The following is a 12,102-nucleotide window of genomic DNA, read 5'->3' as shown; positions in this document are numbered from 1 at the left end:
TCATTTTTTCTTTCGGGTACAAACGACTTGATTCTTAAATTTCAACGAAACCGTATCGTACATCGCCCAACCGGCTTTACTGAATACCTTTTTATAAACCAGCATCAAGTTATCCAATTTCGTTTCAAAATCCTGCACCGAGCCTAACAAAATGGTTTGGTCTCCCACTCTGGGAACCAACTCTACTTCATGACGCTCATTGACATAAATTTGTTCAATTTGAGCATTCCAAAACCGATGATTATAAATATACCGAGCCAACGGCAACATATCCCGATAGGTCAACACGCTGTCCACTCGTCCCGTCACCAGAGGTAGATGCGCTTGATATTGAGTTCTGACAGCCATGCGCTGCCCCTCTGCATCGACGTAGTAATTTCCGTCGTCAGCCATCACCCGCATGACCGGAATACGCTGTGTCACTTCCACACACACGGTTCCGCCTACTTTCTTATAACATTCGACCGAGCCCAACACCCCGTTCGACATAAGTGTACGCTCCATCTTTTCAGTATCGATTCCTCCCAAAGGCTTCCCGCAAGGATCCATCTCGAAATCCTCGATATAGTTATATACATCGGCCGGTGAGATATAATGCAATACAGCACTGTCGGTTATCTCCACTTGTAAGTCCCTGCATTTATCCTCCGCTGCATAGGAGCGTAAAAAAAAGAACGAGACAAACAGATAGGATACCAACACTACCATCAACAAAAATCTCAACAGTACTTTCATTTCGACTCTACGATTGCCGCTATTTCAGGAAGCAAACGGTCTATATCGCCGGCCCCCATCGTCAATAAAATGTCAAAGTTACACTCTTTTATCCGTTCTAACAACTTTTCACGCAAACAAAGTTCTTTATTTCTGCATGTTATCTTGTCAAAAATAAGTTTCGAAGTTACGCCTGGTATCGGTAACTCTCTCGCCGGATAAATGTCTAACAGAAAAACCTCGTCGGCAAGGGACAGCGCCTCGGCAAACTGTGGAGCGAAATCGCGAGTACGGGAGTACAGATGAGGCTGAAAAATCACCGACAACCGACGGCCGGGATAAAGAGCCTTCACAGAACGGATACTGGCTTTCAATTCATCGGGGTGATGTGCATAGTCGTCTATCATTACCCTGTCGGGACGTCTCACCCAAAACTCGAACCGGCGTTTTGCACCCTTGAACGAGGCCATAGCTCTCCGCATATCGTTGCCAGACACCCCATTCAACCACGCTATCGCCATAGCAGCCACTGCGTTTTCGATATTTATCTCCACAGGAACACCCAGCTCTATATCTGCGACACTCCCTTCCGGCATCACAAAATCAAACACGATGGTTCCGTCGCCTATACGTATGTTACCGGCATGAAAATCCCCCCCGTCACGAGCCGAATAAGTATATATTTTTACATTCTCCTTTACGCTGGGAACCAGCTTGATACCTTTCTTCATAATCAAACAGCCACCCGGCTGTATCAACGAAGTGAAATGAGCGAAACTCTCCAAATAAGCCTCCTCGGTTCCGTAGATATCCAAATGATCGGGATCGGTTGCCGTAACGACAGCCATATAGGGATGCAGCCAATGGAACGAACGGTCATATTCATCGGCCTCGATTACCGTAAACGGCGACTGTTCCGACAGGATAAGGTTACTGTTATAATTACGAAGAATACCACCCAAGAACGCATTGCAACCTATCGGAGATTCATGAAAGATATGAGCAGCCATGCTCGATGTCGTGGTCTTGCCATGAGTGCCGGCAAAGCACAGGCCTTTGCTCGATTGCGTAATCAGCCCCAACAACTCGGCACGCTTTACCACTCGGAAACCATGCTCCCTGAAATAAACCAATCCGGCATGACTTGCGGGAATCGCCGGAGTATAAACGACCAAAGTCGTCTCGGGATTCCGGCAATAATCGGGTATCGACTCTACCGACTCTTCATAAACGATTTCCAGCCCCTCGGTTTTAAGTTCGGTAGTCAGAGGTGACTGCGTGCGATCATAACCCGCGACTTTATATCCCTTCGCCAAAAAATACCGGACCAATGCACTCATGCCGATACCTCCGGCTCCTACGAAATAAAGAGATGTATACTGTTTCATTTTTTATTGACTATATCAAAAATTATATCGGCTATCCGGGCTGCCGAATCACGCTGCGCCAACGCCGCGATTTCCCGGCTCATCGAAGTCAGAGATTCCTCATCGTGAACCACCGACAAAGCACAAGGCATCAACCGTTGGCGAGCCTCGGTATCCCGCACGAGAATCGCCGCTCCTTTCGACGACAAGGCTTCGGCATTTTTGGTCTGATGATCTTCCGCCACATTAGGCGACGGTACTAAAATCACAGGCTTCCCAAGTAAACAAAGCTCCGATATGGAACTGGCTCCCGCTCTCGAAATAACCAAATCGGCTGCCTTATAGGCCAAATCCATGCGTGCGATAAACGGCATTTGTTTAATACAAGTAGGATTGCCTGCTGCTTCCAATACCATTTTAGCTCGTTCGTCGAACCGTTTTCCGCATTGCCAAATCAACTGGACTCCGCTTTTCACAATCTCTGGAATAGACTCTGCCACAGCCGTATTCAATGTCAAAGCTCCCAAACTACCGCCTATCAACAAAATAATTTTTTTATTCGGGTCGAAGCCGAAGAAAGCGGCAGCCTCGGTACGAGTTAAAGCCTCATTGCACAAATCCTGCCGTACCGGATTGCCGGTCAGCACCAATTTTTCAGCAGGGAAAAAGCGTTCCATACCATCGTATGCCACACAAATGGTATGTGCTTTCGATGCTAACAACTTATTCGTGACCCCCGCATAGGAGTTTTGTTCTTGAATGAGAGTAGGTACACCTCGATGCGCAGCGGCCCACAAAGTGGGACCACTGGCATATCCGCCCACACCTACCGCCACATCAGGACGAAAATCCCGCACGATACGGCGAGCCATACGCAGACTTCTCCACAGCCGCCACAACACTTTGAAGTTAGCCAACGGATTACTCCGGTTAAAGCCGCTTACGGGAAGACCTTTAATCGGGTATCCCGCAGCCGGAACCTTCTCCATCTCCATGCGGTTATCGGCTCCGACGAACAATATCTCGGCATCGGGGCACTTCACCTTTATCGCATTGGCGATAGAAATAGCCGGGAAAATATGTCCCCCCGTACCTCCGCCGCTAATCAAAACTCTTATCGTTCGCTTCATATTCTTTCTATGCTAAATTGGTAGGATTCGCAGCCTGCAAGTCCTCCGGTAAATCGTTTTCTTTCTCTGTTTTTATTTTCTTTCCGGAATCTTTCACCGCATAACGGCTCACGCTCAACATCACACCGAATCCGAAACTCATCATCCAAATCGAAGTTCCCCCCTTACTAATCAATGGTAACGGTTGTCCCGAAACCGGGAAAACCCCCACGACGATAGCCATGTTGAATAAAGCCTGCAACACGATCATTACCGCCATTCCCATAACCAGCAATGCCGGGAAAGCCCTCGTACACCGGCGGGCTATCAAACCGGCACGAGCCAAAATCATCAAATAAGCCACCAAAAGGCCTACGCCACCGACGATAAATCCCAAATCTTCTATGATAATCGCATAAATATAGTCCGAGAACGCCAACGGAAGCCGAGACGATTCCCTACTGTTACCGGGTCCTACTCCGGTAATTCCACCGTGAGCCATAGCCATAGCTGCCCGATGTTCCTGCAAGTTCTTGTGCGTAGTCTCTTTTTCATATTCGGGAGTAGGGTCGAAAAAGTCTTTCAGGCGGCTTTTCCAAGTCGATGACCGAACGATCACCTTATCTCCCTCGTTTCTATCCTGTACCGTTACCTCCTGCGTCTCCGGCTGTGCTTTTACTTCCGTTATCAAATCTTTCGCCTGCATGACAGCCAAAGCCAAGACCACATACACCAATAAGATACCGAACAATTTATAAAATTCGACACCCCCGATCAACATCATGCAGACACTTATCCCGATAAATAGCAACGTGTTGGTCAATCCCTGAGTAAACAGCAAAGCGCTGAATATCGTCACCAAACCGACCACCCACAAAACGCCTTTCATATTTACCCCGCGTTTTATCTGGGTCTTCGCCAAAACGGTCGCCATAGCCAACACAATCGTAACTTTGGCGACTTCCGAGCCCTGTAAGGATACTCCCAATACCGAAATCGTACGTTTTGCCCCGTTAATCGTATCCCCCCAGAAAAGGATGCTCACGAGAAGAACGATCGTCAAAGGTATCATCAGATAGGCCAAGACCTTGAACCATTTATAATGTATCTGGGAAGTGACATAAGTAATGACAAAGCCGGAGAAAAGAAGCATGATATGTTTGATGATGGGAGAATACACGTCACCACCCGTAATCTCCCGGCTTATCGCACTGTAAACCTCGACAACCGAAACGATATACAAGATGATAATGATACCCCAAATGTACGGGTCGCTTCTCCTTTTCTCTTTTTCCGATACTTCTATTTCCATAACGATAACGGTTATAAAGCTCGAACACAGGCCTTGAACTGGTCGCCCCTGTCCTCATAACTTTTGAACAAATCAAAACTGGCGCAACAAGGCGACAACAGAACCGTATCGCCCGGAGCAGCCAAAGCAAACGACTTATCCACAGCCTCTTTCATAGAGCTCGCCTCGGTTATATAAGGGACTTTTCCCTCGAAAAAGGCATGGAGCTTACTATTGTCCACACCCAAAAAGACTAAGGCTTTCACCTTGTCCCGAACCAATTGCTCTATCTCGGAATAATCATTTCCTTTATCTTTTCCCCCTAAAATAAGTACCACAGGTGTTTTCATGCTTTCCAGAGCATACCAGCACGAATTAACATTCGTAGCTTTCGAATCATTGATAAATTGTACACCCCGCACCGAAGCCACCCGTTCGAGACGATGCTCTACCGACTCGAAATCGCTCAATGCCTTGCGAACATACTCTTTCTTCACATTCAACAGGCAGGCCGAAAGACCGGCTGCCATCGAGTTATACAAATTATGCCTTCCATGTAACGACAGTTCATCGGTCTCCATCGTCAACTTTTCCTCAGGAGTATCGATCGTCAAAGCTCCGTCTTCGGTGTACGCTTGCGTCCCCGGCTCGTGAGTTTCGGCAAACGGGTATCGCTGCGACTTCAAAGGCAACTGCGATAATTTCTCGGTAATCACGGGATCGTCATTCCAATAGATAAACGCATCGTCTTCCGTCTGATTTCGAATAATCCGAAACTTGGCATCGACATAGTTCTCCATTTTATAATCGTACCGGTCCAGATGATCCGGTGTAATGTTCAACAAGATAGCTATATGGGCTTTGAAATCATACATATTATCCAACTGAAAACTACTCAATTCGATGACATAATAATCATAGTCGCAAGTCGCTACCTGCAAGGCCAAACTTTTCCCCACATTACCGGCAAGTCCCACTTTCAATCCGGCACTTTTCAGAATATGATATGTCAACAATGTAGTCGTCGTTTTCCCATTGCTCCCGGTAATGCAAATCATGCGGGCACGAGTATAACGACCGGCAAACTCTATTTCCGAAATAATAGGAATATTCTTTTCACGTAAAGCCGCTATCATGGGAGCCCTATCGGGAATACCCGGACTCTTGACCACCTCGTCGGCGTTCAATATCAAATCCGGGGTATGTTTCCCCTCTTCAAAGGGGATTTCATATCGATCGAGCTGTTCTTTGTATTTATCTTGGATAACCGACATATCCGAGACAAATACATCGAACCCTTTCACTTGGGCAAGCACAGCGGCTCCGACACCACTCTCTCCTGCACCCAACACTACAATTCTTTTTTTCTTTTCCATTTTAGAACCCTTTCTATCGCATTTTCAGCGTCACTATCGTAATGGCTGCAAGCATGATGCAAACAATCCAGAAGCGAACGACGATCTTCGACTCCGGCACAGCTTGCAACGGTTTTTGTATCAAAGCGTTGATTCCTGCATGACCCGGTTTTTGAAAATGATGGTGCAAAGGCGTCATCTTGAAAACCCGACGACCCTCTCCGTATTTTCGTTTCGTAATCTTGAAATAAGCGACCTGTATCATTACCGACAAATCTTCCACGAAGAAAATCGCACACAAAATCGGAATCAACAACTCCTTATGTATACAAAGAGCGAACACGGCAATAATACCGCCCAACGTGAGGCTACCCGTATCGCCCATAAACACCTGAGCCGGGAATGCATTATACCACAAAAAACCGATTGTCGCCCCCATAAAAGCGCTGGCGAAAACAACCAGTTCCTCGCTCCCCGGTATATACATGATATTCAAATACGATGCGTACGCTATATGCCCCGACAGATAGGCCAATATGCCCAATGTCAAACCCATGATGGCCGAAGTTCCCGTCGCTAAACCGTCGAGACCGTCTGTCAAGTTCGCTCCGTTCGAAACGGCTGTCACCACAAAAATCGTAAGCAATATGAAAATAACCCAGCCGCCGGTCTGGGCATGTTCGCCCAAAAACGGGACCAAATCGGCATAATCGAGATTATTATTCTTGAAAAAAGGAATGGTCGTCTGGGTAGACTTGATATTTTCCGATTCATATTTTACCACTTCGGTATCTGCTCCCGGCGTTTGCACAGCCACATTCTCGCGAATAACTACATCTGGACTCAAAAACAGCGTCAATCCCACGATAAGACCGAGTCCCACCTGTCCGACTATTTTAAATCGCCCGTGCAACCCCTCCTTATCTTTCTTGAACACCTTGATATAGTCGTCCAAAAAACCTATGGCTCCCAGCCAAACGGTCGTAATCAACATCAATATCATGTAAATATTTCCCAGTCTCCCGACCAACAAACAAGGTATCAATATAGCGATAATAATGATAATCCCACCCATCGTAGGCGTGCCTTTCTTGGACATTTGTCCTTCCAACCCGAGATCACGCACGAGCTCTCCGATTTGCAAAATTTGCAGCTTATTGATAATACGCCGGCCGATAATGGTAGCAATAAACAAAGCCAAAATAAAAGCGACCCCAGACCGGAAAGATATGTAGGAAAACAATCGAGCTCCCGGAAAATCGAATGAAGATTCAAGGTATTGAAACAAATAATACAGCATACTCTTTCTATTTCACAGTTATTATTAAATTCTCTCTTCCGCGAACAATTTTTCCACTTCTTCCTTATCGTCGAAATGGTGTTTCACCCCCTCTATCTCCTGATAGTCTTCATGCCCTTTGCCCGCAATCAAAACGACATCGCCCGGTTGGGCAAACTGCGTAGCCGCGCGAATCGCTTCCCGGCGATCGACGATAGCGAGAGTTTTACGACGCTGTTCGGCATCGAGGCCCTCCAACATATCGTTCAATATATCGTTCGGGTTTTCGAACCGCGGATTATCCGATGTCAATATTACCCGATCGCTCAAATTCACCGCTTCCCGAGCCATCATGGGTCGTTTCCCTTTATCCCTGTTTCCACCGGCTCCCACAACCGTAATGATATGTCCTCTATTTCCCAAGACGTCACGAATGGAACTCAACACATTGTTCAAAGCATCGGGAGTATGAGCATAATCCACGATAGCGGTATAACCTTTTGAAGAATGAAGAGTTTGGAACCTTCCGGCGACAGGGACCAATAAACTCATCTTTCGTAAAACTTCTTCCGGCTCCTGTCCCAACAAACAAGCCGCTCCATAAACCGCCAGTAAATTATAAGCATTGAATTTACCGACAAACATCACTTCCACCTCTTTCCCGTTTATTTCCAGAGTCATGCCGTCGATACGACTTTCTATGATCCGCACTCTGAAATCGGCCAAAGTCCGCAACGAATAAGTATGCTTTTCAGCTTTGGTATTCTGCAACATAACTAACCCCGACTTATCGTCGATGTTAGTCAAAGCGAATGCTCCTTTGGGTAACCCGTCGAAAAACGATTTTTTAGCTTTCAGATAAGCCTCGACGGTTTTATGATAATCGATGTGGTCTCTCGTTAGATTCGTAAAAATCGCCCCGTTGAAATCGAGACCGGCTATGCGATGTTGCGCAGCCGAATGCGAACTTACCTCCATAAACGCATATGCGCAGCCGGCATCGACCATTTCACGAAGTAAACGATGCAGGTGTAAAGGGTCGGGGGTCGTATGAGTTGCAGGAACAGCGATGTCGTCTATATAATTGCAAACGGTAGATAAAAGACCGACCTTGTACCCGAACAGACGGAACATTTCATACAGCAATGTCGCCGTAGTCGTCTTCCCGTTCGTCCCGGTGACACCCACCAGTACCAACTCTTTCGAAGGATTTCCATACCATGCCGCTGCCAACAAACCGAATGCGACCGCACTGTCTTCCACTTTCACATACAACACTTGCGGCTCCGACTTTTCGGGAAACTCTTCGCAAACAACGACAACAGCCCCCTGTGCAATAGCTTGGCCGATAAAATCATGACCGTCGACCGAAGCTCCCCGCACCGCAACAAATAAGTTATCTTTCTTTACCTGACGAGAATCCGATTCCACTCCCGAGACTTCTGTCACGACCGCCCCTTTGCGTTCCACCACCTTAATTCCCGACAATAAACATTCCACATTTTTCATATCATCGATATCCTTCTATTTCAATTTTAAAATTACCGTCGTACCGGGTTGTATGACTTTTCCCGAAGGGATAGACTGCTCTACCACCTTTCCCCGACCTTGTATATTTACATTCAATCCTTCACGCTCCAATATATACAATGCATCTCGCGCACCCATACCGCAGACATCGGGCATACTGTCGCAATAGACCTCCATATCGCGACATTGGGTCACATCTCCCCGAACTCCCAAATGCTGCAATACTTGCCTTGTCTCTGCAATATCCCCCTTTAAAATAGCCGGACTCCGAACACTCGTCGAATCCGAAGGTATATCCATAGGCACATCGAGGCGACCCATGGAATAAAGCGTCTCCGCTATCTTCTTCAAAACGCCGCCACAATAGTAACCGGCCGAAGGCATACCCGGTAAATTGGGCTTTCCCAAAAGAACGATACACGAGTACTGTGGATTTTCATACGGGAAAAAACCGCAAAAAGTGATTCGATAACGAGTCTCGTATTTCCCGTCGACACCTATCGTTCTCACCGTTCCTGTCTTCCCGGCTATGGTCACTTTTTTCGAGCGAGCCCGACGACCGGTCCCGTCATCGTCATTTACGACCGCATATAACATATTTCTCAATGCTCTTGCCGTTTCGGGTTTACATGCCTGTTTTCGGATATAACTAATATCGAAGACCGTATCGGTTACCCCGTCCCGAATCAACTCTTTTACCAATCGGGGCTTCACGAATTGCCCGTCGTTAGCGATGGTATTATACAATGCCAATGTATAAATGGGAGGTATTTTTGTCGTATATCCATACGACATACGAGTCAGGTTAATACGATCTTGCACCGTCGATTTCAAATGTCGTATAGTAGGACGGGCCGCCCCCGGTATACAAAGATCGAACGGTTCCATAAAACCCGACTTATAAATGCGCTGTACAAATTCATCGGGATTACGTTCATATCCTCGCAGTATAATTTCCGACAGACCTATATTGGAAGAATATTTCATCGCTTCGGTAGCGGTCATCGAAGCCCTACCGTGCGTATCGGTTATGGGGCGGACTTTCATTCCCGCCGGATAACGGAAAACTCCATCGTGCCCGTTTACGACATCATGGGGACGGATAACACCGTCGTCGAGAGCTATCATCATCGACAAAGGTTTAACCACCGAACCCGGTTCATAACCTTGCACGGCATTATTCACAGTTTCTACATATTCCCCTCCGGGCAATCTCGACAAATTCGACATGGCCTTTATATCACCCGTCTCCACTTCCATCACTATGGCAACGGCAAACTCCGGCTGTGTCTCTTCGATGGTCTGCAATAAAGCCTGCTCCGTTATATCCTGTATATCCACATCGATAGTCGTCTTCACATCGAGTCCCCGCCGAGGAGGTTCGGCCACCCAATCGACCATACCCGACGGAATCTGTTTTTTCACGGTTTTACCCGGAATACCGTATAACAAAGAATCCAATGCTTTTTCCAATCCGCTGTTTCCGTGAAAAGTCTCGTCCAACCCTCCGATGGCACGCGAAGCCATCGTACCGTAAGGCTTCTCTCGTTTGACTATTTTCTCCCGCTCGGGGTCTATATGAAATCCCGAATACTGAGTCGAATGCCGTAAAAAGGGAAACGTCTTCAACAGTTCGTAATCCCTTCCCGTAATTTCCCGAACCAATACGAAATAACGTTTTTTTCTCAAAAAAGCAGTTCGCATAGCCTTTTCATAAGCGGCAGGAGTCCTTTCGGGGAAATATTTTCCCAATAGTTTACACAACGTTTTTAGACTGTCATTAAACTCTCTGGACTTGAATTTGGGAACGCCAAAATCGATTAACGCACGATAATAAGTCATGTTCGTAGCCATCACTTCGCCGTTTTGAGCCAAAATATCGCCCCGCTCAGGCATTACCTCATGAGTGACAGAAAGCATACGTGCGGCTTTCTCGTTCCATTTATCGGCATGTATAATACATGTATCGGCCGCTTTTTTCACAATAGCGACACTGAACACGAGCACCCCGACAATCACCAGAGCATACCGCAACAATATGTGATTTCTATTCCTTGTCTCCATCTTGCGGTATTAATTTTACGGGAGGAGTATCTGGTATTTCAAGTCCCAATTTATTTTCATTGACAAGGGCGATAATTCTGGAATGACGCACCAACCCCATATAGCGGGCTGTGGCACGCACTCGCTCCGTCTTGGCATTGGACAATTCAAAACGCAAATCTTTAATGGTCTCGACCTTTGTCTGACAAACATATCGGTTAGCGATCGACAACCAAAAAAGGAAAACGACCGAAGCGATAAATACCCAATGAGATCTGAAAAAATCCAAAGAGAATATACGCCCCTGTACAAGCAATTTCAGATATTTGATAAATCCGTCTTTCTCGTTTTTCCCTTTTTTAGCCATATCTATACCTTCTCTGCGATTCTCAGTTTAGCGCTCCGCGACCTCGGATTCCGTTCTATTTCCGCTTCATCGGGAACAATTACTTTATTGTTGACCGGCCGAAGAGGTGCATTTATCCGACCGAAAAAGTCCTGTTCGGCACGCCCTTCCACATTACCCGTCTTCATAAAATTCTTGACCATACGATCTTCCAACGAATGGTACGTAAGAACCACCAATCGGCCGCCCTGCGGAAGTAACTCTACCGACTGTTCCAACAACCGGCGCAGACTTTCCATTTCTTGGTTTACCTCTATCCGCAAAGCCTGAAACAACTGAGCCAATTCCTTTTTTTCCTGCTTCCGATTGATATAAGGCCGCACTACCTCCAACAATCTCTCTGTCGTTTCTATGGGAGCCGATGACCGAGCGGCGACAACTGCGGCCGCTATGCGCCGAGCGCTCTTCAATTCACCATACAAAAAAAACAAATCGGCCAATTTTTCCTCGCTACACGTAGCTATCAATTGAGCCGCCGTCTGTCCCGAACGTCGATTCATTCGCATATCGAGAGGCCCTTCGAAACGAAAGGAAAATCCCCGGTCCGAATCATCGAAATGGTGAAAAGAAACTCCCAAATCGGCTAAAATCCCATCGACCCGATCCACCCCGTAATAACGCATGAAGTTTTTCAAAAACCGGAAATTACTATGGACAAACGTAAATCGAGGATCATCAAGGCTATTCTGCCGGGCATCTTCATCTTGGTCCAAAGAAAACAAACGTCCACATTCGCCTAAATGTCCTAAAATGGCACGAGAATGACCGCCCCCGCCGAACGTAACATCGACATAGGTTCCACCCGGCTGGATATTCAATCCGTCGATACATTCTTCAAGCAGCGCGGGCACATGATATACAGCCGATTGCAACTCCATTTATCTATCTTTCTTCAACTTTGTTTTTTCGCAGGGTAAAGATAGAAATTAATCCCTAATCCAAAGGTGCTCTTTTTGACTTTTTTTCTGTATTTCTTTAAATCGACATGGCTCTCGCAATCATCAGAAA

Annotated in this window: 10 protein-coding genes; all 10 read right to left on the bottom strand. The window is 46.6% G+C overall.

Annotated elements, in window-relative coordinates:
- The 10 genes from HMPREF9448_RS13790 to rsmH are packed head-to-tail and all read right to left on the bottom strand — an operon-like array spanning position 1 to position 11,972.
- A complete protein-coding gene (locus HMPREF9448_RS13790; protein ID WP_008863196.1) occupies positions 1-735 on the bottom strand; it encodes a cell division protein FtsQ/DivIB in 735 nt (244 codons plus the stop codon).
- Positions 732-2,102: a UDP-N-acetylmuramate--L-alanine ligase gene (gene murC, locus HMPREF9448_RS13785; RefSeq protein WP_008863195.1), complete on the bottom strand. Its 1,371-nt coding sequence runs from the start codon at positions 2,100-2,102 to the stop codon at positions 732-734. The genes HMPREF9448_RS13790 and murC overlap by 4 nt, the downstream gene beginning before the upstream one ends.
- Positions 2,099-3,211, bottom strand: coding sequence for an undecaprenyldiphospho-muramoylpentapeptide beta-N-acetylglucosaminyltransferase (gene murG / locus HMPREF9448_RS13780; RefSeq protein WP_008863194.1), 1,113 nt, complete (start codon positions 3,209-3,211; stop codon positions 2,099-2,101). Before murG ends, murC begins: the two co-directional genes overlap by 4 nt.
- A gap of 7 nt (positions 3,212-3,218) precedes the next feature.
- Positions 3,219-4,502: an FtsW/RodA/SpoVE family cell cycle protein gene (locus HMPREF9448_RS13775; protein WP_008863193.1), complete on the bottom strand. Its 1,284-nt coding sequence runs from the start codon at positions 4,500-4,502 to the stop codon at positions 3,219-3,221.
- Positions 4,503-4,513: 11 nt separating this feature from the next.
- The gene (gene murD / locus HMPREF9448_RS13770; protein WP_008863192.1) at positions 4,514-5,857 is read right to left on the bottom strand and encodes a UDP-N-acetylmuramoyl-L-alanine--D-glutamate ligase; all 1,344 of its coding nucleotides are present in this window, start codon (positions 5,855-5,857) and stop codon (positions 4,514-4,516) included.
- Between the two features lie 13 nt (positions 5,858-5,870).
- The gene (gene mraY / locus HMPREF9448_RS13765; protein ID WP_008863191.1) at positions 5,871-7,136 is read right to left on the bottom strand and encodes a phospho-N-acetylmuramoyl-pentapeptide-transferase; all 1,266 of its coding nucleotides are present in this window, start codon (positions 7,134-7,136) and stop codon (positions 5,871-5,873) included.
- A gap of 24 nt (positions 7,137-7,160) precedes the next feature.
- Positions 7,161-8,624 (bottom strand): UDP-N-acetylmuramoyl-L-alanyl-D-glutamate--2,6-diaminopimelate ligase, encoded by a 1,464-nt coding sequence (locus tag HMPREF9448_RS13760; protein WP_008863190.1) that lies wholly within the window; start codon positions 8,622-8,624, stop codon positions 7,161-7,163.
- 15 nt (positions 8,625-8,639) lie between these two features.
- A complete protein-coding gene (locus HMPREF9448_RS13755) occupies positions 8,640-10,709 on the bottom strand; it encodes a penicillin-binding protein (protein ID WP_008863189.1) in 2,070 nt (689 codons plus the stop codon).
- Positions 10,693-11,055, bottom strand: coding sequence for an FtsL-like putative cell division protein (locus tag HMPREF9448_RS13750; protein WP_008863188.1), 363 nt, complete (start codon positions 11,053-11,055; stop codon positions 10,693-10,695). Before HMPREF9448_RS13750 ends, HMPREF9448_RS13755 begins: the two co-directional genes overlap by 17 nt.
- 2 nt (positions 11,056-11,057) lie before the next feature.
- Complete coding sequence (gene rsmH / locus HMPREF9448_RS13745) at positions 11,058-11,972, bottom strand: 16S rRNA (cytosine(1402)-N(4))-methyltransferase RsmH (protein ID WP_008863187.1); 915 nt, start codon at positions 11,970-11,972, stop codon at positions 11,058-11,060.
- Between the last annotated feature and the right edge of the window lie 130 nt (positions 11,973-12,102).

This window comes from Barnesiella intestinihominis YIT 11860 (assembly GCF_000296465.1).
Taxonomy (GTDB): Bacteria; Bacteroidota; Bacteroidia; order Bacteroidales; family Barnesiellaceae; genus Barnesiella; species Barnesiella intestinihominis.
Note: the sequence above shows the minus strand (reverse complement) of the source record. Positions and strands in the feature narration are given on the sequence as shown.